28 protein-coding genes are annotated in these 26,924 nt (G+C 68.7%); 13 read left to right on the top strand and 15 right to left on the bottom strand.

The features are described 5' to 3' along the window. The first annotated feature begins 9 nt into the window (after positions 1–9). The 3 genes from rnr to ACQGNW_RS16070 are packed head-to-tail and all read left to right on the top strand — an operon-like array spanning position 10 to position 3,616. Positions 10–2,616, top strand: coding sequence for a ribonuclease R (gene rnr, locus ACQGNW_RS16080; protein WP_426664241.1), 2,607 nt, complete (start codon positions 10–12; stop codon positions 2,614–2,616). Then, positions 2,613–3,359, top strand: coding sequence for a 23S rRNA (guanosine(2251)-2'-O)-methyltransferase RlmB (gene rlmB, locus ACQGNW_RS16075; RefSeq protein WP_426664240.1), 747 nt, complete (start codon positions 2,613–2,615; stop codon positions 3,357–3,359). The genes rnr and rlmB overlap by 4 nt, the downstream gene beginning before the upstream one ends. Then, positions 3,356–3,616, top strand: coding sequence for a CBU_0592 family membrane protein (locus ACQGNW_RS16070; protein ID WP_426664239.1), 261 nt, complete (start codon positions 3,356–3,358; stop codon positions 3,614–3,616). The genes rlmB and ACQGNW_RS16070 overlap by 4 nt, the downstream gene beginning before the upstream one ends. A gap of 72 nt (positions 3,617–3,688) precedes the next feature. Here the strand turns inward: ACQGNW_RS16070 and phoU are convergent, their stop codons facing one another. From phoU to rnt, 6 genes are all read right to left on the bottom strand, one after another. Further along, positions 3,689–4,420 carry a phosphate signaling complex protein PhoU gene (gene phoU, locus ACQGNW_RS16065; RefSeq protein WP_426664238.1) on the bottom strand — a complete coding sequence of 244 codons (732 nt, stop codon included), beginning with the start codon at positions 4,418–4,420 and terminating at the stop codon, positions 3,689–3,691. Positions 4,421–4,431: 11 nt separating this feature from the next. Beyond that, complete coding sequence (pstB, locus tag ACQGNW_RS16060; RefSeq protein ID WP_426664237.1) at positions 4,432–5,250, bottom strand: phosphate ABC transporter ATP-binding protein PstB; 819 nt, start codon at positions 5,248–5,250, stop codon at positions 4,432–4,434. After that, positions 5,243–6,109 carry a phosphate ABC transporter permease PstA gene (pstA, locus tag ACQGNW_RS16055; protein WP_426664236.1) on the bottom strand — a complete coding sequence of 289 codons (867 nt, stop codon included), beginning with the start codon at positions 6,107–6,109 and terminating at the stop codon, positions 5,243–5,245. The genes pstB and pstA overlap by 8 nt, the downstream gene beginning before the upstream one ends. Beyond that, positions 6,109–7,074 carry a phosphate ABC transporter permease subunit PstC gene (pstC, locus tag ACQGNW_RS16050; protein WP_426664785.1) on the bottom strand — a complete coding sequence of 322 codons (966 nt, stop codon included), beginning with the start codon at positions 7,072–7,074 and terminating at the stop codon, positions 6,109–6,111. Before pstC ends, pstA begins: the two co-directional genes overlap by 1 nt. A 163-nt stretch (positions 7,075–7,237) precedes the next feature. Further along, a complete protein-coding gene (gene pstS, locus ACQGNW_RS16045) occupies positions 7,238–8,254 on the bottom strand; it encodes a phosphate ABC transporter substrate-binding protein PstS (RefSeq protein ID WP_426664784.1) in 1,017 nt (338 codons plus the stop codon). Between the two features lie 134 nt (positions 8,255–8,388). After that, positions 8,389–9,048 (bottom strand): ribonuclease T, encoded by a 660-nt coding sequence (rnt, locus tag ACQGNW_RS16040; RefSeq protein WP_426664234.1) that lies wholly within the window; start codon positions 9,046–9,048, stop codon positions 8,389–8,391. Between the two features lie 245 nt (positions 9,049–9,293). On the opposite strand from rnt, the gene ACQGNW_RS16035 reads away from it, so the two are divergent. Next, complete coding sequence (locus tag ACQGNW_RS16035) at positions 9,294–10,616, top strand: OprD family outer membrane porin (RefSeq protein ID WP_426664233.1); 1,323 nt, start codon at positions 9,294–9,296, stop codon at positions 10,614–10,616. A 204-nt stretch (positions 10,617–10,820) separates the two neighbouring features. On the opposite strand, the gene nth is transcribed toward ACQGNW_RS16035, so the two are convergent. The 3 genes from nth to metG all read right to left on the bottom strand — a co-directional run bounded on the left by nth (position 10,821) and on the right by metG (position 14,333). Further along, positions 10,821–11,459, bottom strand: coding sequence for an endonuclease III (nth, locus tag ACQGNW_RS16030; RefSeq protein ID WP_426664783.1), 639 nt, complete (start codon positions 11,457–11,459; stop codon positions 10,821–10,823). Positions 11,460–11,586: 127 nt separating this feature from the next. Further along, positions 11,587–12,192, bottom strand: coding sequence for an RnfABCDGE type electron transport complex subunit B (locus ACQGNW_RS16025; RefSeq protein WP_426664231.1), 606 nt, complete (start codon positions 12,190–12,192; stop codon positions 11,587–11,589). 53 nt (positions 12,193–12,245) lie between these two features. Then, positions 12,246–14,333 carry a methionine--tRNA ligase gene (metG, locus tag ACQGNW_RS16020; protein WP_426664230.1) on the bottom strand — a complete coding sequence of 696 codons (2,088 nt, stop codon included), beginning with the start codon at positions 14,331–14,333 and terminating at the stop codon, positions 12,246–12,248. 174 nt (positions 14,334–14,507) lie between these two features. Between metG and ACQGNW_RS16015 the strand changes: the two genes are divergently transcribed. After that, positions 14,508–15,140, top strand: a complete 633-nt coding sequence (locus ACQGNW_RS16015) for an HAD family hydrolase (RefSeq protein ID WP_426664229.1) — start codon at positions 14,508–14,510, stop codon at positions 15,138–15,140. Positions 15,141–15,192: 52 nt separating this feature from the next. On the opposite strand, the gene ACQGNW_RS16010 is transcribed toward ACQGNW_RS16015, so the two are convergent. After that, positions 15,193–15,660 (bottom strand): DUF2147 domain-containing protein, encoded by a 468-nt coding sequence (locus ACQGNW_RS16010; protein ID WP_426664227.1) that lies wholly within the window; start codon positions 15,658–15,660, stop codon positions 15,193–15,195. A gap of 154 nt (positions 15,661–15,814) precedes the next feature. Here ACQGNW_RS16010 and apbC point away from each other — a divergent pair, with 154 nt between their 5' ends. The 4 genes from apbC (at position 15,815) to ACQGNW_RS15990 (ending at position 18,708) form a co-directional block, all read left to right on the top strand. Further along, positions 15,815–16,909: an iron-sulfur cluster carrier protein ApbC gene (gene apbC / locus ACQGNW_RS16005; protein ID WP_426664226.1), complete on the top strand. Its 1,095-nt coding sequence runs from the start codon at positions 15,815–15,817 to the stop codon at positions 16,907–16,909. Further along, on the top strand, positions 16,906–17,442 hold the full coding sequence (locus tag ACQGNW_RS16000) for an NADPH-dependent FMN reductase (protein WP_426664225.1): 537 nt from the start codon (positions 16,906–16,908) through the stop codon (positions 17,440–17,442). Before apbC ends, ACQGNW_RS16000 begins: the two co-directional genes overlap by 4 nt. 91 nt (positions 17,443–17,533) lie before the next feature. Next, positions 17,534–18,103, top strand: coding sequence for a dCTP deaminase (gene dcd / locus ACQGNW_RS15995; protein WP_426664224.1), 570 nt, complete (start codon positions 17,534–17,536; stop codon positions 18,101–18,103). 95 nt (positions 18,104–18,198) lie between these two features. After that, positions 18,199–18,708 (top strand): hypothetical protein, encoded by a 510-nt coding sequence (locus ACQGNW_RS15990; RefSeq protein ID WP_426664223.1) that lies wholly within the window; start codon positions 18,199–18,201, stop codon positions 18,706–18,708. 65 nt (positions 18,709–18,773) lie between these two features. On the opposite strand, the gene ACQGNW_RS15985 is transcribed toward ACQGNW_RS15990, so the two are convergent. Further along, positions 18,774–19,241, bottom strand: coding sequence for an HIT domain-containing protein (locus ACQGNW_RS15985; protein WP_426664222.1), 468 nt, complete (start codon positions 19,239–19,241; stop codon positions 18,774–18,776). Continuing rightward, positions 19,238–19,915, bottom strand: a complete 678-nt coding sequence (locus ACQGNW_RS15980; protein ID WP_426664220.1) for a dienelactone hydrolase family protein — start codon at positions 19,913–19,915, stop codon at positions 19,238–19,240. The genes ACQGNW_RS15985 and ACQGNW_RS15980 overlap by 4 nt, the downstream gene beginning before the upstream one ends. Before the next feature lie 269 nt (positions 19,916–20,184). On the opposite strand from ACQGNW_RS15980, the gene rimO reads away from it, so the two are divergent. The 4 genes from rimO (at position 20,185) to arr (ending at position 24,478) form a co-directional block, all read left to right on the top strand. Beyond that, entirely contained in the window at positions 20,185–21,522 is a 1,338-nt protein-coding gene (gene rimO / locus ACQGNW_RS15975) for a 30S ribosomal protein S12 methylthiotransferase RimO (protein WP_426664218.1), read from the top strand. 94 nt (positions 21,523–21,616) lie between these two features. Next, entirely contained in the window at positions 21,617–22,462 is an 846-nt protein-coding gene (locus ACQGNW_RS15970; protein ID WP_426664217.1) for a DUF3025 domain-containing protein, read from the top strand. 104 nt (positions 22,463–22,566) lie between these two features. After that, positions 22,567–23,595 carry an ADP-ribosylglycohydrolase family protein gene (locus ACQGNW_RS15965; protein WP_426664216.1) on the top strand — a complete coding sequence of 343 codons (1,029 nt, stop codon included), beginning with the start codon at positions 22,567–22,569 and terminating at the stop codon, positions 23,593–23,595. A 451-nt stretch (positions 23,596–24,046) separates the two neighbouring features. After that, positions 24,047–24,478 (top strand): NAD(+)--rifampin ADP-ribosyltransferase, encoded by a 432-nt coding sequence (gene arr, locus ACQGNW_RS15960; RefSeq protein ID WP_426664214.1) that lies wholly within the window; start codon positions 24,047–24,049, stop codon positions 24,476–24,478. Between the two features lie 62 nt (positions 24,479–24,540). Here arr and greB read toward each other — a convergent pair whose 3' ends face one another. From greB to ACQGNW_RS15945, 3 genes are read right to left on the bottom strand one after another with little or no spacing between them, the layout of a single operon-like run. Beyond that, positions 24,541–25,053, bottom strand: a complete 513-nt coding sequence (gene greB, locus ACQGNW_RS15955; RefSeq protein ID WP_426664213.1) for a transcription elongation factor GreB — start codon at positions 25,051–25,053, stop codon at positions 24,541–24,543. Further along, a complete protein-coding gene (locus ACQGNW_RS15950; RefSeq protein ID WP_426664212.1) occupies positions 25,050–25,667 on the bottom strand; it encodes a DUF998 domain-containing protein in 618 nt (205 codons plus the stop codon). Before ACQGNW_RS15950 ends, greB begins: the two co-directional genes overlap by 4 nt. Further along, the gene (locus ACQGNW_RS15945; protein WP_426664211.1) at positions 25,664–26,911 is read right to left on the bottom strand and encodes a tetratricopeptide repeat protein; all 1,248 of its coding nucleotides are present in this window, start codon (positions 26,909–26,911) and stop codon (positions 25,664–25,666) included. Before ACQGNW_RS15945 ends, ACQGNW_RS15950 begins: the two co-directional genes overlap by 4 nt. Positions 26,912–26,924: the final 13 nt, after the last annotated feature.

Here is a 26,924-nt window from a genome sequence, read left to right as displayed (position 1 = left end):
GGCGATTTCGTGACCAAGAAGAACAAGGAAGGCAAGCGCGCGGACAAGCGCGCGCCTGCCCGGAAAACCCCTGCCTCCCGCAAGAACGCGGAGGCCGTCGTCGGCCAGCGCCGGCGCACGGGCCAGCGCGACCCGTACGCCGAGCGCGAGGCGCAGCGCTACGAGCGCCCCATCCCCAGCCGCGAGGCCATCCTCACCCTGCTGGAGGAGCGCGGCGAACTGCTTACCGAGGCGCGCATCGCCGAGGCGCTGGACCTCCACGATGCCGACGACCTGTATGCGCTGCACAAGCGCCTCGGCGCGATGGTGCGCGACGGCCAACTGCTGCTGGGCCGGCGCGGCGGCTACGCGCCGGTGAAGAAGCTCGACCTGATCCCCGGCGTGGTGCTGGCGAATGCCGAGGGCTACGGCTTCCTGCGCCCCGACGAGGGCGGCGACGACCTCTACCTCTCGCCACAGCAGATGCGCGGCGTGCTGCACGGCGACCGCGTGCTGGCCAGCGTGGTGGGCGTGGATCGGCGCGGCCGCCGCCAGGGCGCCATCGCCGAGGTGCTGCAACGCCGCTCGCCGCGGCTGGTGGGCCGCGTGGTGGTGGAGAACGGCGTGACCCTGGTGGCGCCGGACGACCGCCGGCTGCACCAGGACGTGATGATCCCGCCCGGCGAAACGCAGGGCGCGCGCGCCGGCCAGATCGTGGTGGCCGAGATCACCGATCCGCCCACCCCGCATCGCGGTCCGCTGGGCGCGATCCGCGCCGTGCTGGGCGAGCGCCTGCAGCCTTCGCTGCTGATCGAGATGGCGATCGCCAGCCACGACCTGCCGCACGAATGGCCGCCCGAGGTGCCGCGCGAGGCGGACGAGGTGGAGCCCGAGGTCACCGCCGCCGAGCGCGAAGGCCGCGTCGACCTGCGCAAGCTGCCGTTGGTGACCATCGACGGCGCCGACGCGCGCGACTTCGACGACGCGGTGTATGCCGAGCCCCGGCGCGGCGGCGGCTGGCGGCTGGTGGTGGCCATCGCCGACGTCTCGCATTACGTGCCGGTGGGCAGCGCGCTGGACAAGGAGGCCTTCGAGCGCAGCACGTCGACGTACTTCCCCGGCTTCGTGGTGCCGATGCTGCCGGAGACGCTGTCCAACGGCATCTGTTCGCTCAACCCGAAGGTCGAGCGCCTGTGCATGGTCTGCGACATGGTGGTGGACAGCGCAGGCGAGGTGGCGAAGTCGAAGTTCTACCCGGCGGTGATGCGCTCGCACGCGCGGCTCACCTACGACCAGGTGTGGCAGGCGGTGGGCCTGCGCGACGCCGATGCGCTCGCCGCGGTGACCGACGTGCTGCCGCAACTGGAAAACCTGCACGCGCTGTACAAGGCGATGGCGGCCCAGCGCGGCCGCCGCGGCGCGATCGACTTCGAGACGCCCGAGGTGAAGTTCCGCCTCGACCAGCGCGGCGAGGTGGTGTCGGCCGGCGCCAGCGAGCGCAACGACGCGCACAAGCTGATCGAGGAATGCATGATCGCCGCCAACGTGCAGGCGGCGCTGTTCCTCGAAAAGAGGAAGGTTCCCGCGCTGTTCCGCGCGCACGAGCCGCCGCCGGCCGAGAAGTACGACGACCTGCAGCAGTTCCTGCGCGAGTTCAAGCTGCGCATGCCGCCGGTGGAGGAGGTGGCGCCCGCCGATTTCGCCGACGTGCTGCGCCTGGTGGCGGAGCGGCCGGAGCGCGAACTGATCCAGAGCGTGCTGCTGCGCGCGCAGAGCATGGCGGCGTACCAGCCCGACAACCGCGGCCACTTCGGCCTGGCGCTGTCGGCCTACGCGCATTTCACCTCGCCGATCCGTCGCTATCCCGACCTGCTGGTGCATCGCGCGATCCGCCATGCGCTCACCGGCGGCAAGCCGGTGGGCTACGCCTACACCCCGGCGCAGATGGCCACGATGGCGGTGCACTGCTCGCAGCGCGAACGCCGCGCCGAGGAAGCCGAGCGCGACGTGGACGAGCGCTACAAGTGCGCGTGGATGGCCAAGCACGTGGGCGAGGAGTTCGCGGGCCTGGTCACCGGCGTCACCTCGTTCGGGCTGTTCGTGGAGCTGGACGAATCCAAGGTGTCCGGCCTGGTCCACATCAGCCAGCTGAGCAACGACTACTACCACTTCGATCCGCAGCGGCACCTGCTGAAGGGCGAGCGCACCGGTGCGCAGTACCGGCTGGGCGACCACGTGCGCGTGCAGGTGCTGCGGGCGAGCCTGGAGGATCGCAAGATCGACTTCCGGCTGGTGGCGCCGCGTGCCGCCGTCACGCCGCCCACCCGCGCGGCCCGCGCCTACGACTATGCCGCGGCCGGCGAGCGCTATTCGTTGCCCGGCGCCAAGGCACCGGGCATGGTGGGCAAGGCGGCGCAGGCGATCGGCCGCATGTTCGGGCGGCGCGAGCAACCGGCATCCCCCACCGTGCCGCCGCCGCGCGATAATCCGCCGCCCGCCGCCGCGCGTTCGCGCAAGCCGGCGGGGCAGGCCGCCGCGGCGAAGGGCGACGGCAAGCCGGGCAAGAGCACGCAGAAGGCGCCGCGCGCCGCGAAGCAGCCGGCTGCGCGACCACCGAAACCGAAAGGCAGGAAATGAGCGAACACTGGATCGTCGGCATCAACCCGGTTGATGGTGCCCTGGACAACGACGCCGCGCGCGTGCGCGAACTGCTGGTCGAGAACGGCCAGCGCAACCCGCGCGTGCACGAGCTGGCCGAGCGCGCCAAGACGCTGAAGATCCCGGTGCACCATCGCCCGCGCGAGCAGCTCGACAGGCTCGCCGGCGAGGCGCGCCACCAGGGCGTGGCCGCGCTGTACGAAGCGCCTGCGCTGGCGACGGAAGGCGATCTGCCGGACCTGCTGGAGCGGGCCGGCGACGCGGCACTGGTGCTGGTGCTCGATGGCGTCACCGATCCGCACAACCTTGGCGCCTGCCTGCGCAGCGCGGCAGCGGCCAACGTCACCGCGGTGATCGTGCCCAAGGATCGCGCCGTCGGCCTTACGCCGGTGGTGCGCCGCGCTTCCGCCGGCGGCGCGGACCGCGTGCCGCTGATCGCGGTGACCAATCTCGCGCGCACGCTGAAAGTGCTGAAGGATGCCGGTGTGTGGATCACCGGACTGGCGGGCGACACGGAGCAGTCGATCTACGGCATCGACTTCAAGGGTCCGGTGGCGCTGGTGATGGGCAGCGAAGGCGAAGGCCTGCGCCGGCTCACCCGCGAGACCTGCGATTTCACGGCGAAGATCCCGATGCCGGGCGCGATGGAAAGCCTCAACGTTTCCGTGGCGACCGGCGTGGTGCTGTTCGAGGCCCTGCGGCAGAGGAGCGCATCGCGATGACCTTCCACTGGTACGACTGGGCCGGCTACGTCGGCGTGCTGCTGGTGCTGCTGGCGTACTTCCTGCTGCAGGCCCGCAAGCTGCAGGGCCACAAGCTGGCCTATCAGCTGATGAACATCCTTGGCGCGTTCGGCGTGCTGCTGTCGCTGACGTTCGGCAGCTTCAACTGGTCGGCGTTCCTGCTCGAGGTGGCGTGGATCGCCATCGGCATCTACGGCATCGCGCGCGGGGTGCAGCTGCGGCGCGAAGAGCGCTGAACGCCGCTCCTGCTGCCCGTCATGCCGGGCGGCGTCGGCATGACGCCCTGGATCGTTGGCCGCGGGGCGGCTTCACTCCTTGCGATCGCCCAGCTTCGGCAGCTCCGGGTTCGCGGTGAGGTCGCGCTTGTTGCGCTGGGCGGTGAGCGGTTCGCCGGTGACCTGGTACCACACGTTCTCGGCGATGTTGGTGGCGTGGTCGCCGATGCGCTCGATGTTCTTCGCCATGAACAGCAGGTGCGTGCACGGCGTGATGTTGCGCGGGTCTTCCATCATGTAGGTGAGCAGCTGGCGGAAGTAGCCGGTATAGGCGTCGTCCAGCTCCACGTCGTCCTTCCACACCTGGTAGGCGCGTTCGGCGTCGCGGTCGCGGTAGGCCTGCAGGACTTCGCGCACTTCGGCGGCGGCCAGTTCGGCGAGGTGGGCCAGGCCGCTGGTGGGATTGATCGGCGCGGCCATCGACAGCGGAATCGAGCGTTTGGCCACGTTCGCGGCGTAGTCGCCGATGCGCTCGATGTCGGCGGCGATGCGCAGCGCGGCGAACACGTTGCGCAGGTCGCCGGCCATCGGCGCACGCAGCGCCAGCAGGCGCACCACGTCGTGGCTGATCTCCTGCTCGAGCTGGTCGATCGCGTCGTCGTTGCCCACCACGTGCTGCGCGGCGCGTTCGTCGCGGCGCTCCACGACGTCGATGGCGGCTTCCAGCTGGCCCACCGCCAGCTCGCCCATGCGCACCAGTTCGCCGGTGAGGCGCGCCAGTTCGTCGTCGTAGCTCTTGATGATGTGTTCCTTGCCGGTGCTCATGGTTGCCTCGCTCAGCCGAAGCGGCCGGTGATGTAGTCCTCGGTCTGTTTCTTCGAGGGCTTGGTGAAGATCTTCTCGGTGTCGTCGAACTCGATCAGCTCGCCCATGTACATGAACGCGGTGCGGTCGGAGACGCGCGCGGCCTGCTGCATGTTGTGGGTGACGATGACGATGGTGTAGTCGCGCTTGAGTTCCTCTACCAGCTGCTCGATGCGGCTGGTGGCGATGGGGTCGAGCGCCGAGGTGGGCTCGTCCAGCAGCAGCACCTCGGGGCGCAGCGCGATGCCGCGCGCGATGCACAGGCGCTGCTGCTGGCCGCCGGAGAGGCCCAGCGCACTCTGCTTGAGCTTGTCCTTCACCTCGTCCCACAGCGCGGCGCGTCGCAGCGCCTGCTCGACGCGCGCCTCCATGTCGGCCTTCGACAGCTTCTCGTGGTGGCGGATGCCGTAGGCGACGTTCTCGAAGATCGTCATCGGGAACGGCACCGGCTTCTGGAACACCATGCCGACCTTGCTGCGCAGCCGGTTCAGCGAGTACGCCGGATCGAGCACGTTCTCGCCGTCCAGCATCACGCGGCCGGTGGCGACCAGCTTGGGGTAGATCGCATAGATGCGGTTGAAGATGCGCAGCAGGGTGGACTTGCCGCAGCCGGACGGCCCGATGATCGCCGTGACCTGCTTCTCGGGGATGTCCATGTCGATGCCGCGCAGGGCATGGAACCCGCCGTAGTAGAAGTCCAGCCCGCGCACTTCGATCTTGGTGCGGGCGGCGGCGCTGGCCACGGCCGCGTCGGCGCTGCCCACGGCATCGTTGGCGGCGAAATCAGTCATGGGAAACCTTCTTGCGCGTGAACAGCAGGCGGGTCAGCAGGCTCAGGGCGAGCACGAACAGCGTGATCAGCAGCGCGCCTGCCCAGGCGATGCCGTGCAACGCCGGATTGGGGTCGTTGGTGTACTGGTAGATCGCCACCGGCAGGCTCTCCATCTTGTCCAGCGGGTGCACCGCCATGAAGTTGTTGCCGAAGGCGGTGAACAGCAGCGGCGCGGTCTCGCCGGCCAGGCGCGCCAGCGCCAGCAGCACGCCGGTGACGATGCCGGAGGTGGCCGCGCGCATCAGCACCTGGACGGTCATCTTCCACTGCGGGATGCCCAGCGACAGCGCGGCCTCGCGCAGGGTGCCGGGCACCAGCTGCAGCATCTCGTCGGTGGTGCGCACGATCACCGGCAGGCCGATCAGCGCCAGTGCCACGCCGCCGGCGAAGCCGGAGAACGACACCGAGCCGTGGGTGAGGTTCGACATCGGCAGCACGATGATCACGTAGACGAACAGGCCGAGCACGATCGACGGCGCGGACAGCAGGATGTCGTTGAGGAAGCGGATGGTGGCGCCCAGCTTCGAGCGGTGGGCGTATTCCGCGAGGAAGGTGCCGGCCAGTACGCCTACGGGCGCGCAGATCAGCAGCGCGATCGTGTCCATGATCAGGCTGCCCACGATGGCGTTGGACAGGCCGCCCTGGTCGGCGTAGGCGGTGATCTTGGTGAACAGGCGCCAGTTGATCGCGTGCAGGCCACTCTTCAGCGTGACCCACAGGATCCAGGCCAGGAAGATCAGGCCGATCAGGGTGGCGCAGCTGCTGAGGAGCAGCGCGATGACGTTGACGATGCGCCGGCGGGTGTGGATGGCAGCCATCAGTTGCCCTCCCGTTTGGCCAGGCGGCGCAGCATCAGGCGGGCGATCAGCAGCACCACGAAGGTCACCACGAACAGCAGGAAGCCCAGCGCGATCAGTGCCGAGCGGTGCGTGCCCACCGCCTCGTTGAACTCGTTGGCGATGCTGGAGGAGATCGAGGTGCCCGGCATCAGCAGCGACGAGGTGATGTTGTACGAGTTGCCCAGCACGAAGGTCACCGCCATGGTCTCGCCCAGCGCGCGGCCCAGTCCCAGGAAGATGCCGCCGATCACCGCCGAACGGGTGTACGGCAGCACGATGTCCCAGACCACCTCCCAGGTGGTCGAGCCCAGCGCGTAGGAGGATTCCTTCAGCCGGGTCGGCACGGTCTGGAACACCTCGCGCATCACCGAGCAGATGAACGGCAGGATCATCACCGCCAGCACGATGCCCGCGGTGAGCACGCCCAGGCCCATCGGCGGGCCCTGGAACAGCTGGCCGACCAGCGGCAGCTTGCCCAGCGTGTCGCTCAGCGACGGCTCGATGCTCGACATGAAGGGCACGAACACGAACAGACCCCACATGCCGTAGATGATCGACGGGATGCTGGCCAAGAGTTCGATGGCGGTGGCGACCGGGCCGCGCAGCCAGTTGGGCGCGATCTCGGTGAGGAACAGGGCGATGCCGAAACTGGTCGGCACGGCGAGGATCAGCGCGATCAGCGAGGTCGCCAGGGTGCCGAAGATCGGCGCCAGCGCGCCGTAGTTGTCGGCGACCGGATCCCAGGCGTCGCTGGTGAGGAAGTGCAGGCCGTGGCCGAACAGCACCTCGCGCCCGCCCCAGAGGGTCGACAGCGCGGCGCCGAGCAGGGTGGCCAGCACCAGCAGCGCACAGGCCTTGAGCAGCCGGCGGAACAGCCGGTCGTGGCGCGCATCCGCGGCGCTGCGGCTGTCGGCATCGGCGACGGATCGGGTCGTGGCGGAAATCGATGACATGCGGCCTTCGCGGAAAGTGGGTTTTCGTTCCTGCTGTTCCGGGGAAGCTGGCCTGCAGGTCGGGACGCGGTTTCCGGGCGGTGCCGCGTGGCGGCCCGCCCGGGAACCGTCGCCCTGCCTGTCCTCCCGGAGGAGGACGGGCCGGTTGCACAGCTTACAGTTTGAACTGGGTCTTCCAGTAGCTCTCGATCTGCTGCACCAGGCTGGGCGGCAGCGGCACGTAGTCCAGCGAGCGGGCCTGGTCCTGGCCGTGCTCGTAGGACCACTTGAAGAAGTCGAAGGTCACCTTGGTGTTGGCCAGGTTCTTCGGCTGCTTGTACATGATCACCCACGAGGTGGCAGTGATCGGCCAGGCGTCGGCGCCCGGCGCGTTGGTCATCAGCAGGTCGAAGTCCTTGGCGTGCGCCCAGTCCGCGGTGGCGGCGGCGGCCTGGAAGCTGGAGGTCATCGGCTTGACCACCTTGCCCGCGGCGTTCTTCATCAGCGCGTAGCCGATGTGGTTCTGCAGGGCGTAGGCGTATTCGACATAGCCCAGCGAGTTCGGGATCTGCTTGATGTAGGCCGAGACGCCCTCGTTGCCCTTGCCGCCGATGCCGGTCGGCCAGTTCACGGCGGTGCCTTCGCCGACCTTGGACTTCCACTCCGGGCTGACCTTGGACAGGTAGTCGGAGAAGTTGAAGGTGGTGCCCGAACCGTCCGAGCGGTGCACGACGGTGATCTTGGCGGAAGGCAGCTTCAGGCCCGGGTTGAGCTTGGCGATGGCCGGGTCGTTCCAGCTGGTGATCTTGCCCAGGTAGATGTCGGCCAGGGTCGCGCCGTCCAGCACCATCTTGCCCGGCGCCACGCCCTGCACGTTGAACGCAGGCACGATGCCGCCGATCACGTCGGGGAACTGGCCGAAGCCGAACTTCTGCAGGGTCGCCGGATCCAGCGGCATGTCGGAAGCGCCGAAGTCGACGGTGCCGGCCTTGATCTGGGCGATGCCGCCGCCCGAGCCGATCGACTGGTAGTTGACGTGGTTGCCGGTCTTCTCTGCGTAGCTGGCCGACCACTTCGAGATCACCGGATACACGAAGCTGGAACCCGCACCGGTGATGTCGGTGGCCTGGGCGGACAGGGCGCCCAGCGAGCAGGCGGCGGCGATCGCGGTGAACGCGCCGAGGCGGAACATGAAACGGGATGAGGTCAACACGATGGCTCCTTGGGAGTGCACGGGCGGCGCCCGGTGCCTGCCATTGCAGCGGTGGCGTGTTGCAATGAAATGAGATGAATGTTGCAGAAAGATGACAGCGTCGCCCGGGGCGCTCAGCCGGCATCGACCCCGACCCGCTCGCGCTCGAACATCTCCAGTTGGCGCCAGCGGTTGACGATGCCGCAGAACAGCGCGGCGGTGGATTCGGCGTCGTAGATCGCCGAATGCGCTTCCCGCGTGTCGAACTCGCGGCCGGAGGCCTGCACCGCCTTGCTGAGCACGGTCTGGCCGTAGGCGAGGCCGCCCAGGGTGGCCGTGTCGAAGCAACTGAAAGGGTGGAACGGATTGCGCTTGTGGCCGGTGCGGCGCACCGCGGCGTTGACGAAGCCGAGGTCGAACGCGGCGTTGTGGCCCACCAGGATCGCGCGCTGGCAGCCGCTGTCGCGCACGGCGGCACGCACCGCCTGGAACACGTGTTCCAGCGCGGCCCGCTCGTTCAGGGCGCCGCGCAGCGGATTGTCCGGGTCGATGCCGGTGACCTCCAGCGCGCGCGGATCGAGGTTCGCGCCAGGAAACGGTTCCACATGGGCATGCACGGTGGCCTGCGGGTGCAGGAAACCGTGTGCGTCCATGCCCACGGTGACCGCGGCGATCTCCAGCAGGGCGTCGCGCTCGGCGTCGAAACCGCCGGTCTCCACGTCCACGATCACCGGCAGGAAGCCGCGGAAGCGCTGGGAAAGTTGGTTTGAGGTGGAAAAGGAAGGAGGATGCACCGCACCATCATAGCGGCTGAGCCGCCTCAGGAGTTCCGGGCGGGGACATCCGCTTCGGGTCGACTCCGCGGGCAGCGGGTCGTCCCGGCTGGCAATGTCACCTCTCTGTCATGAAATTGGTGCGTGCCTGTAACAGGCGTCGCTCATTCTTGCGCCATCACAACGATTTCCAAACAATCCGGTGCGCGCGGCGAATCCGCCACGGACACCGGCCAGTCCAACCCAAGATTGCGGAGCACTGCCTCATGCGTAATACCTTGATCGTCGCCGCCGTGGGCCTTGCGCTCAGCTACGCCAGCTTCAGCGCCCACGCGGACACCACCGACAACATCTTCACGCAGGGACATGTCGACGGCGAGCTGCGCCTGTACAACTTCAACCGCATCTATTCCACCAATTCCGTGCCGGACGCGCGGGCCCTGTCCGGCGCGATCCTGCTGAATGCGCAGACCGGCGAGTTCGGCGGCGGATTCAGCCTGGGCGCCTCGCTGGTCAGCGCGAACGCATTCGGCATGCAGGCATCCACGACCTCCAAGATCGACACCACGCTGATGGGGCCGGGCAATTCGGTCAGCGCGCTGAGCCAGGCCTACGTGCAGTACAAGGCCGACAACACGCTGGTGCGTGTCGGCCAGCAGTACCTCAACACGCCGTGGATGGGTTCTAGCGATTCGCGCGTGATGCCCGCGGCCTACCAGGCCGCCATGGTCGACTTCAAGCCGGCCAAGGGCTGGGATCTGGTCGGCCTGCGCAGCTTCGGCTGGAAGGGCCGCACCTCGGATTCCTTCCACTTCGACAATCTGTACTATCCCGCCACCTATCGCGGCGACTCTTCCTACGGCGGCATCGGCGGCCTGCCGAGCACCGCCCGTGCGGCCCGTGGCACGTGGGCGGCCGGTGCGCTCTACGCCGCCGGCGGCTTCAAGGGCCAGGCCTGGTACTACGACTTCATCGACTTTGCCCGCATGGGCTATGCCGACGGCACCTACACCTTCAAGACCGGTACCGGCTTCGATCCGTTCATCGCCGGCCAGTACATGGACGAGACCGCTGGTTCGAGCTCGATCCTGGTCCAGAACAGCGCGAAGCTGTTCGGCGTGGCGGGCAGCAAGGTGAAGAGCCGCGCGTGGGGCGCCGACGTCGGCGTGAACATCCCGCACGGCAAGTTCGAAGTGGCCTACAACAAGATCGACCAGCAGTCGGGTGCGGTCGGCGACGGTGCGATCATTTCGCCGTACACCGCCGCTTACGCCACCGACCCGCTGTATACCACCTCGATGATTCGCGGCCTGGTGGAGCAGGGGCCGGGCCACGCGTGGAAGACCAAGCTGACCTACAACCTGCTCAACGACAAGTTGAACGTCATGGTGGCCTACGCCAAGTACACCACTGCGCTTCGCGGCGACAGCCACGACGTCTACGTGGACCTGACCTACAACCTGGACGGCGTGCTCAAGGGCCTGTCGCTGCGCAATCGCTGGGAGCGTTCCAGCGGCGGCGCCAATGGCCTGAACCCGGGCAACGGCTCGTTCACCTACAACCGTGTGATGATCGCCTACAAGTTCTGAGTCGCATCGCCGCCACGGGTATGGGACGGAGCATCCCCGGGACGGGCGGCGGGTACCGCGGAATCGTTTATCGCAAGGGAGTTCGACCCAGGGACGGAAAACGGCGGGCATGATGCCCGCCGTTTGCTTTTGTGCCAGCCGGGCAGGTGCGTTGTCCGGCAGCCGCTCCGGTTGCTGGCCACGCTGTCGCCGCCCGGTGCCGGTTCAGGGAGCCGGCGTCTTGTGCTTGTAGCGGCACAGGTCGCGGATCACGCAGTTCGGGCAGTCCGGCTTGCGCGCCTTGCACACGTAGCGGCCGTGCAGAATCAGCCAGTGGTGGGCATCGCGCTTGAATTCCGCAGGCACCACTTTTTCCAGCTTGTCCTCCACCGTGCGCACGTCCTTGCCGGGCGCGAGGCCGGTTCGGTTGGCGACACGGAAGATGTGCGTGTCCACGGCGATGGTGTGCTCGCCGAAAGCGGTGTTGAGCACCACGTTCGCGGTCTTGCGGCCCACGCCGGGTAGCGCTTCCAGCGCCTCGCGGGTGCGCGGCACCTCGCCGCCGTGCTGTTCGACGAGGATGCCGCACAGCGCGATCACGTTCTTTGCCTTGGCGTTGAACAGGCCGATCGTGCTGATGTACTTCTTCAGCCCCTCCTCGCCCAGCGCGAGGATCGCCTGCGGCGTGTTCGCCACCGGATAGAGCTTGCGCGTGGCCTTGTTCACGCCCACGTCGGTGGCCTGCGCGGAGAGCACCACGGCCACCAGCAGCTCGAACGGCGTGGTGTAGGCGAGTTCGGTGGTGGGCTGCGGGTTCAGCTCGCGCAGGCGGGCGAACAGTTCGACCACATCGGCACGTTTCATGGGCATGGCGAAACGCCTCGCACCGGCCTCGTCATGCCAGCGAAAGCTGGCATCCAGTGCCTTGGATGTTTACGAAAGGCGCTGGACTCCGGCTTTCGCCGGAGTGACGGCGCGGAGGGTGGTCGCTTCATGGCGACTTGTCCTGTTTCGCGCGGGCGCGAGCCAGCGCGGCCAGCACCGGATTGCTGGCCTCTGCGGTGTCGACGGCTGCCTTGCGCGCGGCCAGCTCCGCCTCGCGCTCGGCTGCTTCGCGCGCAAGCCGCGCCCCGCGTTTCAGGAAATGCTCGCGTGCCGCATCGGCATGCGCTTGGTCGATCTGTTCCGCTGGCATCGGTTCCAGCACGATGCAGTCCACCGGGCAGGCGGGCACGCACAGTTCGCAGCCGGTGCAGTCGTCGGCCAGCACGGTATGCATCAGCTTGGCCGCGCCCACGATGGCATCCACCGGGCAGGCCTGGATGCACTTGGTGCAGCCGATGCATTCGTCCTCGATTACCCGTGCCAGCATGCGCGGTTTTTCCACGCCGCTGGCGGGGTTCAGCGGCAGCGCTGGCCGATCCAGCAGTGCCGCAAGTTTCGCGATGCCGGCCGCGCCGCCGGGCGGACACTGGTTGATCTCCGCCTCGCCGCGAGCGATCGCTTCCGCGTAGGGCCGGCAACCGTGATAGCCGCATTGCTCGCATTGCGTTTGCGGCAGGATTGCGTCGATGCGGTCGGCGAGTTGCTGTGTCACGGCGTGTGTCCCCTCACCCTGGCCCTCTCCCCGGCGGGGAGAGCGAGCAGGGCTCAGCGCACCGTGGCGCCCGGCTTGGCGCCCTGGTCGGCATCGAGCAGGAACAGGTCGCTGCCGCCGTCGCCGGCGGAGAGGATCATGCCCTCGGAGAGGCCGAAGCGCATCTTGCGCGGCGCGAGGTTGGCGATGAACACCACGTTGCGGCCGACCAGCTTCGCAGGCTCCTCGTAGGCGGCGCGGATGCCGGAGAAGATCTGCCGCTTGCCCAGCGCGCCGGCGTCCAGCTCGAAGCGCAGCAGCTTGTCGGAACCGTCCACGAACTCGCAGGCCAGCACCTTGCCCACGCGCAGGTCGAGTTTGGCGAAATCGTCGATGGTGATGGTGGCGGGCGCGTCGGTGGTGGCAGGGGCGGGCTTGGCGGTGTCGTTCACGGGCTTCTTCCTGGCGGTTTCGGGGGCGGGCGCGGGCGCGCCCAGCGATTCCTTCGAGGCCTCGACCATCACCTCGATGCGCTTGGGGTCGAGGCGCGCGAGAAGCGGTTCGAAGACGCTGATGGTGTGGCCGTGCAGCGCGTCGCATGCGTCGGTGAAGCCGACGATGGGCGCGGCGAGGAACTGCTCGGCGGCGGCCACCGTGGTGGGCAGGATGGGTTTAAGTAGGCCTGCCAGTAGACGAAATGAGGTTAGTGAGAATGAGCACACTTGGTGCAGCTCATGGCGACGCGATTCGTCTTTGGCGAGTATCCACGGAGCCTTATCGGCGATATAGCCGTTCACCAGGTCCGCCATCAGCACAAATTTGCGCGTGATCTCGGCGAACTCGCCTTCTTCATAGAGCTTAGGTACGTCGTCGTAGTGAGATTGGAGTACGCGCCAGAGTTCGGATTCTTGCTTGTCAAATTGTGCGGCCAGCTGGCCTTCGAAGAACTTGTGCACGAAGCCCGCGGTGCGGCTGGCGATGTTCACCCACTTGCCGACCAGGTGCGAGTTGACGCGCTCCTCGAACGCCTTGAGGTCGAGGTCCACGTCCACCGGCGTGTCGTTGAGCAGGCTGGCGAAGTAGTAGCGCAGGTACTCGGGATCGAGCCCGGCGTCGAGGTAGGTGCGCGCCTGGATGAAGGTGCCGCGCGACTTGGACATCTTCGCGCCGTTCACCGTGAGGTAGCCGTTGACGTGCAGCGCGGTGGGCACGCGCATCTGTGCGCCGTGCAGCATCGCGGGCCAGAACAGGCCGTGGAAGTTGATGATGTCCTTGCCGATGAAGTGGTGCATCTCGGCGGTGCTGGCGGCGCCGAGGTAGTCGTCGAACTTCAGCCCGGTGCGCTCGCACAGCGCCTTGAAGCTGGCGAGGTAGCCCACCGGCGCGTCCAGCCACACGTAGAAGAACTTGCCCGGCGCGTCGGGGATGGGGAAGCCGAAGTAGGGCGCGTCGCGCGAGATGTCCCAGTCCTTCAGCCCGCCGTCCAGCCATTCGCGCAGCTTGGCCGCCACGCCCGCGTTCGCCACCGGCTTGCCGTGGGAGTACCTGCCACCGAACCAGTCGCGCAGCAGGTTCTCGAACTTGCCGAGCTCGAAGAAGTAGTGCTCCGAATCCTTCAGTACCGGCGTGGCGCCCGACATCACCGAATACGGGTTGATCAGGTCGGTGGGTGCGTAGGTGGCGCCGCAGTTCTCGCAGTTGTCGCCGTACTGGTCCGGCGTGCCGCACTTCGGGCAGGTGCCCTTGATGTAGCGGTCCGGCAGGAACATCTGCTTCTCGGGGTCGTACAGCTGCTGGATGTCGCGGCGGGCAATGAAGCCGCCGTCGCGCAGCCGGGTGTAGATCAGCGACGCCAGCGCGCGGTTCTCGTCCGAGTGCGTGGAGTGGTAATGGTCGAAAGCCACGCCGAAGGCGGCGAAATCCGCTTCATGGCCCTGGCGGATGCCTTCGATGTACACCTCGGGCGCCAGCCCGGCCTTTTCGGCAGCCAACATGATCGGCGTGCCGTGCGCGTCGTCGGCGCAGACGTAGGCCACCTCGTTGCCCATCATCCGCTGCGCGCGCACCCAGATGTCGGCCTGGATGTAGCCCAGCAGGTGGCCCATGTGCAGCGGGCCGTTGGCGTAGGGCAGGGCGTTGGTGACGAGCAGGCGGCGGCTCATGGCTTCTCGTGCAGGCGGATGGGTTGGCGATTATGGCATGCGGGCTCGCCCGCCTACTCCGGTGGACGGCGGCAGCGTGCCCGGCGTATTGCCTGCCGGCTGGTGCGAAGCCGCTGACGCCGCGGGCGCGATTGTTTACATTGGCCGCTGTTTTGGACGCGGCGGCGGGTGACGATGGGCGCGAAGCACGACACGATCGACACCGTGGTCTTCGACCTCGGCGGCGTACTGATCGACTGGAATCCGCGCTACCTCTACCGCCGGCTGTTCGACGACGAGGCGGCGATGGAACGTTTCCTCGCCGAAGTCTGTACCAGCGCGTGGAACGAGCAGCAGGACGCGGGCCGCCCATGGCGCGAGGCGGTGGACAGCCTGAGCGCGCAATTTCCCGGGCATGCCGGCCTGATCGCAGCCTATCGCGACGGGTGGAGGGAGATGCTGGGCGGCGTGATCCAGGGCAGCGTCGACCTGCTCGCAGAATTGAAGCAGCGCGGCGTGCGCCTGTACGCGCTGACCAACTGGTCGCACGAAACTTTCCCGCTCGCGAAGGAGATCGAAAGGTTCGGCTTCCTGCACTGGTTCGAGGGCATCGTGGTTTCGGGCGAGGAACGGCTGATCAAGCCGGACCCGCGCATCTACCAACGGCTGTTCGAGCGCTACGCGATCGAACCGGGGCGTGCGGTCTACATCGACGACGCGCGGCGCAACGTCGACGCGGCAGAAGCGCTGGGCATGCGGGCGTGGTGGTTCCGTGGCCCCGATGGCCTGCGCCAGTGGCTGGCTTCGCACGGGCTGGTAACGGCGTAAAAAAGCGCGGGCCGATGGCCCGCGCTGTTTCCACCGACCGTGGCGCCGGCGCCTACGGCTGCCGCTGCCAGGTCTGGCTGCGGCCGAGCAGGGCGAAGCCGATGTAGCCGTGCACGTCGAGCTTCTGCCCGCCGTCCTCCAGCGTCAGCTTCACCTTGTAGATCCTGCCGTTCTTGGGGTCGAGGATCCTGCCGCCGTCCCACACGTCGCCGTCCTTGCTGACGCCCCACATGATGGTCATGCCCTCGATGGGCTGATCCTTGCGCACGCCGTCGCACTTGGTGCACTTCGGGTGCTCACCGTCGCGGGCGACGTCCTCGGGGCTGCGGTTCAGGAGCTGCATCACCTTGCCCTGCAGCTCGCCGTTGGTCTCGGTGATCTGGATGATGGACTTCACCTTGCCGGTGACGTCGTCCACCTGCTTCCAGGTGCCGACCGGCGTGTCGATGTCGGCGGCGGAAACGACGCCCGCGCCGAGCAGCAGGCCGAAGGCGAGGGCGAGGCGAACTGCTTGCTTCATGGCGATCCTCCCGTACGAAAGAGTATGGTCCGAGCGTGCCGGTGCCCGGCGGGGCCGTCAAGCTGCGCCGCGCCATGCTGATCTGCATCAGCCGGTGCCGCGGCCGCGGCTGGCATAATGCGCCGTCCCCATCCGCAACGAAGCCCGACCCGACATGACGCAGGCGAACGAAGCCCTGGTCCGCCGCCTCCTCGGCGAGACCATCGACACCCATACCGGCGCGCCGCTGGCCGAGGCCGTGCGTGCGGTGGGCGTGGACGGCGCGAAGGTGTCGGTGGACCTGCAGCTCGGTTATCCCGCCGCCGGCGCGGTCGAGGCGCTGGCGGCGCAGGCGAAGTGGGCGCTGGAGGCCGATCCGGCGATCGCGGCGGCCACGGTCTCCGTCACCAGCCGCATTCAGTCGCACAAGGTGCAGGGCGCGCTGGCGCCGCTGCCGAACGTGAAGAACATCATCGCGGTGGCCTCGGGCAAGGGCGGCGTGGGCAAGTCGACGGTGGCGGTGAACCTCGCGCTGGCGCTCAGGGCCGAGGGCGCCAGGGTGGGCGTGCTCGACGCGGACATCTACGGCCCCAGCCAGCCGCGCATGCTCGGCATCAGCGGCAAGCCGGAGTCGCCCGACGGCAAGAGCATCACGCCGATGCAGGCGCACGGCCTGCAGGCGATGTCGATCGGCTTCCTCGTCGACGAGGAGACGCCGATGATCTGGCGCGGCCCGATGGTGACGCAGGCGATGATGCAGTTGCTCACCGACTCGCGCTGGGAGATGCTCGATTATCTCGTCATCGACCTGCCGCCCGGTACCGGCGACATCCAGCTCACGCTGGCGCAGAAGGTGCCGGTGGCCGGCGCGGTGATCGTCACCACGCCACAGGACATCGCCCTGCTGGACGCGCGCAAGGCGCTCAAGATGTTCGAGAAGGTCGAGGTGCCGGTGCTCGGCGTGGTGGAGAACATGGCCACCCACGTGTGCTCGAACTGCGGCCACGAGGAACACATCTTCGGCGAGGGCGGCGGCCTCCGCATGGCGGAGCAGTACGGCGTGGCCTACCTCGGCTCGCTGCCGCTGGACATCCGCATCCGCGAGCAGGCCGACGGCGGCAACCCCACCGTGGTGGCGATGCCGGAATCCGATCTCGCCGCGCGCTACCGCGAGATCGCGCGCAACGCCGCCGGGCGGCTGTCGCGCCAGCCGCGCAACAAGTCGCTGGGGCTGGGAAAGATCGTGGTGCAGGGCGTGCCCGCCGCATGAGCGCGCCACGGCGCGTGCTGTGCCTGTGTGGCAGCCTGCGCCGGGTCTCGTCCAACCGGGCCGCGCTGGAAGCCGCGTGCCGGTTGGCGCCGGCGACGCTGGAGCTGGCGCTGTACGATGATCTCGCCGCGTTGCCGCTGTTCAACCCGGACGACGAACGCGACCCGCTGCCGCCCGCCGTGCTGGCGCTGCGCGAAGCCGTGGGTGGCGCCGACGCCTTGCTGGTCGCCTGCCCCGAATACGCCCACGGCGTGCCCGGTGCGTTCAAGAACCTGCTGGACTGGCTGGTCGGCAGCCTGGAATTCCCCGGCAAGCCGGTGCTGCTGCTGAACACCGCCGCACGCGGCTCGTACCATGCGCAGGAAGCGCTGGCGGAAATCCTGCGCACGATGGCGGCCGGGTTGCTGGCGACGCGACCCATGCCGGTGGCGCTGCCCGGAGCGGGCTGCACGGTGGAGCAGGTGCTGGCCAGCGCGGAGCGCTGCGCCGAACTGCGCGCGGCGCTGGATTGCCTGGTGGCCGAACTGGCCTGAGCGGTCCGCCGTGCTGGCGCGCAGGCGCCCCGACCATGTATTTTTGCCGCTTTCGCCCGGCCCGGCCGGGCTCCACGACCGCGGAGCGCATGTGAGCATCAAGTCCGACAAGTGGATCCGCCGCATGGCCGAGGGCCACGGCATGATCGAGCCGTTCGAGCCGGGCCAGATGAAGCTGCGCGAGGACGGCAGCCGCGCGGTGTCCTGGGGCACCTCCAGCTACGGCTACGACGTGCGCTGCGCGCGCGAGTTCAAGGTGTTCACCAACATCAATTCCACCATCGTCGACCCGAAAGCGTTCGACCCGAACAGCTTCGTGGACATCGTGTCGGACGTGTGCATCATCCCGCCGAACTCCTTCGCGCTGGCGCGCACCGTCGAATATTTCCGCATCCCGCGCGACGTGCTGGTGGTGTGCCTGGGCAAGAGCACGTATGCGCGCTGCGGCATCATCGTCAACGTGACGCCGCTGGAGCCGGAGTGGGAGGGCCACGTGACGCTGGAGTTCTCCAACACCACGCCGCTGCCGGCGAAGATCTACGCCAACGAGGGCGTGGCGCAGATGCTGTTCTTCGAATCCGACGAGCCCTGCGAAACCAGCTACCGCGACCGCGGCGGCAAGTACCAGGGCCAGCAGGGCGTGACCCTGCCGCGTACCTGAACAGGCACCCCACGGCCGCGTGCTGCGGCCGTCACGCATGCGGCCCGGCGCTACACTCGCAGGGCCATCACGACCGCTTCGCGCAGGAGATCCCGATGACCCGTCTTTCCACCCTGTTGACCCGCACCGCGGCCGCGCTGGTGCTTGGCAGTGCGTTCCTGCTGGGCGGCTGCCACATGTTCGGCGGCGGCACCAAGGGCGCGGCGAGCACCGCCCAGTGGAAGGGCAAGTTCGACGCCACCGTCGAGGCCTACAAGGAAGGCCAGTTCGTGGTCGACGGCGCGGTGCTGTCGGCGCTGGACACCGGCAGCCACTTCGCCTACCTCAAGGACACCGGCAAGCTGCCCAAGACGGTGCTGCTGCTGCCCAGCGACGATTCCAAGATCCGCAAGGTGCACCTGCAGTACATGGCGCGCATGGCGATCGACTACGGCTTCACCGTGTACTACGACAACGGCGGCCAGCTCACCGAGATCAACGCGATCAACACCAAGGCGCGCAAGCTGCAGGATCACCACGCGCCGGTGAAGATAGACGACGGCCAGCAGTGCAAGACCGCCGCGGGCTGCGATTCGATGGACCAGGCCGCGCAGCAGCAGCGGTAGGCGCGCCACCCGGTCCGGCGAAAAGCCCGCGGAGCGATCCGCGGGCTTTTGCTTTGCTCTTGCGATCATCCTTGATCGCGAGGGTCAAACGGGCGGCCATCCATGGCCGCACTATCCTGTTCTTCGAGCCTTTGCCGCAGCGCAGCCAGCCGCGCGGCCAGTGTCCCGGTGGCGTACGGCACGGCGGCGCCGCTGCCCCAGACCGGGCCGGGCCAGGCCGCGTCGCCTTGCGTGCGCGCCACCACGTGCAGGTGCAGCTGGTGGACGATATTGCCCAGCGCGCCGAAGTTGAGCTTGTCGCAGGGCGCCACGGCGCGCAGCGCGGCGGCGGCCTGGTTCGCTTCGCGCCACAGCTGCTGCTGGTCGGCCTCGGCGAGGTCGGCGATCTCCACCATCCTCGCGCGGCGCGGCACCAGCACCAGCCACGGGTAGCGGGCGTCGTCCATCAGCCGCAGGTCGCACAGCGGCAGCGTGGCGACGTGGCGGGTGTCGGCCTGCAGCCGCGGATCGGTCGCGAAACCGGCCTCGCTCATGCGCCGGCCAGCTGCCGGTCGAAGAACGCGAGCGTGCGCTCCCAGGCCAGCTTCGCGCTGGCCTCGTGGTAATGCTTGTCGCCCGGCACGTCACGGTTGAACGCATGGCCCGCGCCGGGATAGGTGTACACCTCCATCTGCGGCAGCAGCTCGCGGTGCTTCGCCACCGCCTCCGCCGGGATCGAGGTGTCGTGCTCGCCGAAGTGGAACATCACCGGCGCCTTCGGCTTCTCGCCGAGGAAGGACAGGTTGCGCGCGCCGTAGTAGCTCACCGCAGGCAGGCCCAGGCGCAGCGCCGCGAGCAGTGCCACGGTGCCACCCCAGCAGTAGCCCACCACGCCGATCTTGCCGGACGAGGCGATCGCCTCGGCGGCGCTGGCCACGTCCTCCAGCGGCCGGTCCAGGCCCAGCTCGGACACCAGCGCCTTGCCGCGCGCCATGCCCACCTCGTCGTAGTCCAGTTCGAGCCAGGCTTCGAGATGGTCGAAGAAGGCGGGCGCGATCGCGGTGTAACCGGCGGCGGCGAAGCGGTCGGCCACGCCGCGGATGTGTTCGGTGACGCCGAAGATCTCCTGCACCACCACGATGCCGCCTTTCGGCTCGCCCTCGGGCTTGGCGAGGTAACCGCCGATGCACTGGGTGCGCGAGGTGGGGATGTTGATGTGCTGGCCCATGGCGGGCGTCTCCAGTGCGGCGGTGCGGGGATTCTAGCCCGCGCGCGTGCTGGCGGCGGGTGAAGGCGCGATGCCCGGGTCGTCGTTACGGCGCGCGCCGAAACCCAGTGGCGATCGCGCCAGTCCGGGTCATGCCGCCACTGGAGGGCAGACACCTGCCTTCAGGAAACCCGCCTGCGCCGGAACGGCGGGTTCGTGGCCGAAGTCTCGGCCCCGGCTGCATATCCGTATAATCCACCGTTCCCCTTTGCCCCTCGGTTGCCGCCGCCATGTCACAGGCCACGCAGAAGATCGGTTTCGTCAGCCTTGGCTGCCCCAAGGCGCTGGTGGATTCCGAGCGCATCCTCACCCAGCTCAAGGTCGAGGGCTACGAGATCGTGCCCAGCTACGGCGAGGCCGATGCGGTGGTTGTGAACACCTGCGGCTTCATCGACGCCGCGGTGCAGGAGTCGCTGGACTCGATCGGCACCGCGCTCAACGAGAACGGCAAGGTGATCGTCACCGGCTGCCTCGGCAAGCGCGCCGAGCTGATCCGCGAGGCCTACCCCGACGTGCTCTCGATCAGCGGCCCGCAGGACTACGCCAGCGTGATGCACGCCGTGCACGAGGCGCTGCCGCCCAGGCGCAACAAGTTCCTCGACATCGTGCCGGACACCGGCGTCAAGCTCACCCCCAAGCACTACGCGTACCTCAAGATCTCCGAAGGCTGCAACCACCGCTGCAGCTTCTGCATCATCCCGTCGATGCGCGGTGACCTCGTCTCGCGCCCGGTCGACGAGGTGCTGCTGGAGGCCGAGAAGCTGGTCAAGGGCGGCGTGAAGGAGCTGCTGGTGATCTCGCAGGACACCAGCGCCTACGGCGTGGACCTGAAGTATGCCGAGCGCGAGTGGCGCGGCAAGGCCTGGCGCACGCGCATGACCGAACTGTGCGAGGGCCTGGCCGAGCTGGGTGCGTGGACGCGCCTGCACTACGTCTACCCGTATCCGCATGTGGACGAGGTGATGCCGCTGATGGCGGCAGGGAAGGTCCTGCCGTACCTGGACATCCCGTTCCAGCACGCCAGCCCGCGCATCCTGAAACTGATGAAGCGCCCCGGCAACATCGACAAGACGCTGGAGCGCATCCGCAACTGGCGCAAGCTGGTGCCCGACCTCACTCTGCGCAGCACCTTCATCGTCGGCTTCCCCGGCGAAACCGACGCGGAGTTCGAAGAGCTGCTGGACTTCCTGCGCGAGGCCGAGCTCGACCGCGTGGGCGCGTTCGCCTATTCGCCGGTGGAAGGTGCCAGGGCCAATGAGCTGCCTGGCGCGGTTTCCGAGGAGCTGAAGGAAGACCGCCTCGAACAGTTCATGGCCGTGCAGGCGGAAATCTCCGCCGCCAAGCTGCAGCGCAAGATCGGCCGCACGCTCAAGGTGCTGGTGGACGAGGCGAACGCCGAGGGCGCCGTGGCCCGCTCCGCCGCCGACGCGCCGGAGATCGACGGCAGCGTGCTGATCGCCGATGGGCAGGGCCTCAAGCCCGGCCAGTTCGTCGACGTGGTGGTCGAGGCGGCGAGCGAGCACGACCTGCATGCGCGCCTGGCGCATCCCGCGTTGAAAATCATTTGAGAGTGCGGCCAGGGATGGCCGCTGCTGGCGTCGATGCGAAGCCTGGAGCGCGTGCCATGACGAGCAGCGGGATGCCGCGCCCATGGACGGGCGCATGAAATACATCGCGCCTGTCCGCGATGCGGTCGATCCGCAGGTGTTCGGGCGGATGCCGCTGGCGGCATGGCGCGAGTACGCCGGCCTGGTCGAAAGCGGCGACTGGCCCGACATCGAGGCGCTCAACGCCGCTCGTCCCGACGGCATGCGCGAACGCTTCGTGGCGCAAAATCGCGCACTGCTGGCCGACGGCCTGCACTACGAACAGCGCATCGCCGAACGCGGCGAGATTGCCACCCGCGAACACAACTGGCACGACCTGTTCAACGCGCTGGTCTGGCTGCGCCATGCCGCCCTGAAGCGCGCCCTCAACGCGCGGCAGATGGCCGAGATCGCGCACATGGGCACCAGGCAACGCTCGCGCGCCCAATACGCGCTCACCCACTTCGACGAAGCCGGCGTGGTGGTGGCGCTGCGCGATCCGTCGCTGCTCCCGCTGTGGGATGCGCACGACTGGCACGGCCTGTTCTGGCGCGAACGCGCGGCCTGGCTGGACGGCCGCATCCGCGTCGAGCTGTTCGGCCACGCCCTGCTGGAACACGCGCTGACGCCTGCGCAGTTGCTGGTGGGCAAGGCGCTGGTGGTGGCGGGTCCCGATGTCTCGACCGCGCCGGTCATCCACGCCAGCGCGCGGGCGATCCATGCCGGCCAGCTGCTGTGCGATCCACTGGAGCTGCGGCCCCTGCCGCTGGCCGGCGTGCCCGGCTGGCATGCCGACAACGGGCGCGAAACGTTCTTCGCCGAAGCGCCGTGCTTCCTGCCGGCGCGGGCGGGGCGCCGCTATCCCGCGGCGCTTGAACTGCGCAGCGAGGCCGGTGGGACGGCAACCTGCGCGGCACGGTGATGAATCAGGCGTACGATGACTTGCCGTCGTCGCATCGCAGGCCCACCGACATGCCGCAAACGCCATCTTCCATTTCGAGAAAAAGCCGTATCCAGGGCGCCCTGATGGGTGCCTTCATCGGCGATGCGTTGGCCCTGGGGCCGCACTGGTACTACGACCTCGATGCGCTCCGGCGCGACTACGGCGACTGGATCAGCGACTACACGGCGCCAAAGCCGGGGCGCTATCACGAGGGATTGCCGGCCGGCGCGTCGTCGCAGGCCGGCTTCATCCTGGCGCTGACCGCGCGTTCGCTGGTGGATCGCGGCGGCTACGACGAGGCGGATTTCTGCACGCGCATGGATGACGAGCTGTTCCCGTTGCTGGACGGCACGCCGATGGCGGGGCCGGGCGGCTACACCAGCCAGTCGATCCGCGAGGCGTGGCGCAAGCGCCGCGCGGGCCTGCCGTGGGGACAGGTGGCGGGCCTGGTGGACAACACCGAGGCGGCGGAGCGGGTGCTGGCGATCGCGCTGCGTTACGCAGGCGAGCCGGCGCGGCTGGCGCGGCATGTGGGCAGCAACGTGGCACTCACCCAGCGCGACCCCACGGTAGGCGCGATGACGCTGGCGTTCGCCGCGGTGCTGGGGCAGCTGGTGAACGGCGTGGCGCTGGACGGCGACTTGTCCGGTCGCCTGATGGGCATGGTGAAGTCCGGCGAGCTGCCGTTCCACACGGTGACCAGCGGCGCGCTGGATGTGCCACAGGGGGCGGAGGCGCCCCTGCAGGCGGGCCAGTTCGCCTCGCCCGATGCCTTGCTCACGGTGTCGTCCGTGGCGCGGGCGGCGCACGATCCCGGCGTCGCGATCGAGCCGGCCTCGAAGGTGGGCCTGGTCTACGGCCTGCCGTGCGCGGTGTATCACCAGTTCCCCGCGGCCTACTACCTCGCGGCGCGTTTCCAGGGCGACGTGGAGCAGGGCGTGCTGAACGCGGTGAACGCGGGCGGCCAGAACCAGGCGCGTGCCATGCTCGTCGGCGCCCTGTGCGGCGCCATCGGCGGACTGGAGGCGATTCCGGAACGCTTCATCGCCGGCTTGGAAAAGGGCGAGGAATACCTGGCGCTGGCGGCGGCGCTGGCGCGCCAGGCGGATTGACACGGCGGCGGGTGCGAGCCCTTGCAGCCCACCCGGCCATCATAGGCGTGGCGACCGGGCCTGCAGCGCGGCGTGGTGTCCGCATCTGGTCGGTCAGTCCGCGCGCCCCTTGCGCGCGGCTACTTCGGGCAGACACTGGATGCGGACGGGTCGGAGCCGGCCCTGAATCCGGCGACGGGAATCCTGGAGCGCCGGTTCGCGATCCGGACGGGTGCTGCGTCAAGATCGACGCGCCTTCGTGGCCCCGCGTCGCGTCACGTGGATATGCCGCTCATGGGCATGGGCGCATCCCGGCGGTCACGAGAGGTGCGCGGCGTCAAAAAAGAAAGGAGGCGCACCGCACCTCCCACCATGAATTTATACCGTCCGCGGGGACTTGCAGCAAGGCTCGCGGCGAAAACTAGAATCGCCGCCCTGTCGATGGGACAGGATGCGAGAGGCGACCAGGACGATGCGCAACGACGAATGGGTTGCGGTTTCCCCCGGGAATTGCGATCTGGTGGCTGGTCCGTTCTACCACGGGACCAAAGCAAGCCTGTCGGTCGGTGATCTGCTGATCGCGGGTTTCAGGTCCAACTACGACGATAGCGTCGTGATGAACCATGTCTATTTCACAAGCCTGCCGAAGGGGGCCGGTCTCGCTGCGGAGATGGCCAGAGGCGACGGCCGGCCACGGGTTTATGTCGTGGTGCCCACGGGAAGCTTTGCAGACGACCCCAACGTCACGAACAAGAAATTCCCGGGCAATCCGACACGGTCGTACCGGAGCGAACACCCGTTGAAGATCATTGGCGAACTTGAAAGCTGGGGATCCTACGACGCGGAATTCATCCGGCAATTGAGAAACCGGATCGAAACAGGCATGGGCGAGATCATCAACTGAGGACTACGGCGGGCAGCGGAAATCGATCGCCGCGAACGCTGCCGGTTTCACGGCACGCGCCGTCACTTTGCGCACACCTGGTAGTCGACCTCGACGATGAGGAAGCGCGTGCGTCCACCCGGCAGCTCCGCCTCGAACTCGTCGTCGATGCGCTTCTTCAGCACCGCGCGCGCGAGCGGCGAGTCGATGCTGATCCAGCCGAGCCTGGCGTCGGTCTCGTCGGGACCGACGATGCGGTAGTGCACTTCTTCGCCAGTGACGAGGTTTTCCAGCGTGATGCTGGCGCCGAAGAACACCGCTTCGCGGTCCGCGGGTAGGCCCTCGGCCACCTTGAGCGCGGGGATGCGCTTGCTGAGGTAGCGCACGCGGCGGTCGATCTCGCCGAGCTGCTTCTTGCGGTAGGTGTACTCGGCGTTTTCCGAGCGGTCGCCTTCGGCCGCGGCAGCGGCCAGCGCCCTCACCACCTCGGGGCGCAGGGTGTGCCAGAGATGGTCGAGTTCGGCCTTGAGCTTCTCGAAGCCGGCGCGGGTGATGATCGCCGTGGAGCCGGGCGAGGGTGGGCGCCAGCGGCTCATGCGCCGGCCCCGTCGCAGCCCGGGCCGCGCAGCAGCCGCCACGCCGCGGCCAGCAGCCAGCCCAGCATCAGCACGATCAGCGCCTTCTGGCCGAGGCCGCGCGGCAGCGCGCGCCAGAACGCCTGCACCCACAGCAGCGCAAAGCACAGCGCGGCGTACGCGAACGCGGGCCGGAACCAGCGACGCCAGCGCGCGTCACCGCGCAGCCGGGCGGACTGCAGCAGCATCGCCGTGGCCGTGCACAGGAACGCGGTCTGCGCGGCCACGCCATGCACGTAGCCGTGCAGCGTGGGCGGGTTGTTCCAGGTGTCGGTGCGGGCGAGCGCGGTGATGGCCAGCGCGACGCCGCCTGTCGCGAACAGCAGCAGCGGCGCCCCGCTGCGCGCCTCGCGCGAAAGCGCCTGGTACGCGCCGGCGCCAAGCAGCACGAGGGCCAGCGCCATCGCGTAGTAGCCCGCGCGCACCATGCCGCCCCACGGCCCGATCAGATAGAAGCTGTTCGGCACGCGCACCCAGTCGAGATCGGGGCGCAGGCACTGTGCCGCGGCACTGGTGGCGAGGAAGGAGGCCATGCCGGCGAGGGCGGTCGCGGCCGCGACGTTCGACACCTTCATGCGCCACCCGCCAGTTGCCGCTGCAGGGCGACGATGTCGCGGCGCTGCGGGTGGTCGGGCCAGGCGGCGGCGAGGCGTTCCAGCAGCACGATGGCCTCGGCGCGGCGCTCCGCGTGGGCGCCGAGCTGGCGCGCGACGAGCAGGCCGTAGCGCGGCGTCTGCGGATCGCGCGGCCAGCGCGCGAGGTAGCCGCGGCCGAGGTGGATGGCGAGGTGCGTCATGCCCAGGCGGTCGGCGAGGTCCGCCAGTTCGCCGCAGGTGCGCGGATCGTCGGGCACGAAGGCGGGGTCGATGCCGCAGCAATCCTGCAGCACGCCCAGTGCGCGGCGCGCTTCGCCCTGCGCGATCAGCGCGGCGATCCAGATCTGGCCGTGCACCAGCAGGTCGTCGCGCAGGCCCTGGCGGCGCAGCAGCTCGCGGTAGAACTGGTGCACCGGCGCAGGGGCGCTGCGCTGGCGCAGGCGTTGGGCGAGCCGATGCAGCGCGGCGACCGGTTCGTCCGCCGCCAGCGCGCGCGCCTCGTCGAGCAGGCGGCTGTCCTCGTCCTGGCCGGCGGCCCTGGCCAGCTCCGGTGCCTCGGGCATCAGGCCGAGGCGGGCGTGGTGCAGGTGGATCAGCGCGCCCATCAGGTGGAAGGCCAGCACGATCAGGTAGGTGTAGGCGAACGCGAACAGCGGCAATGCCAGGATGCGCGGCAGCAGGGCGGAGGTGAGCGAGGCCAGCAGGACCAGCAGGCCGAGCACGAGGTTGATCGCCACCGGCACCAGGTAGACCGCGCCGAACGTGTTGATCACCCGCATCCAGTTCAGCGGGTTGAGCGCCAGCGGGAGGTTGCCGTCGAAGGCCAGCGACATGTCCACCGCCGGCAGTGCCAGCGCAGCCACCACCAGCACCGGCCACAGCGCGTCCGGGAAGAACGCCACCGCCAGCACGCACAGCGCGACCAGCACCAGGTGCACGGCAGTGAGCCCCCAGCCGCTGGCGTCGTTGCCCTCGCTGCCCACGTTCGGCGGGTCGGCGTAGCCGTGGGCGGTGTGCAGCAGGCAGTCGGCGGCGTAGCGCCAGGTGGCGGCCCACACCAGCAGGCTGGCCAGCGTGCCGATGCCGGGCAGCAGGCCCGCGTAATGCGCCAGCACCAGTGCGGTGCAGGTGGCCAGCCCGGCGCCGCGCAGCGGATAGCCGAAGCCGGCGACGAGACGCTCGCCGAACGGCGTGCCGGCAGGCACCACTTCGATGCGCGGCATCAGGGCCTGCTCC

This window comes from Rhodanobacter aciditrophus (genome assembly GCF_050026795.1).
Lineage (GTDB): Bacteria > Pseudomonadota > Gammaproteobacteria > Xanthomonadales > Rhodanobacteraceae > Rhodanobacter_A.
Note: the sequence above shows the minus strand (reverse complement) of the source record. Positions and strands in the feature narration are given on the sequence as shown.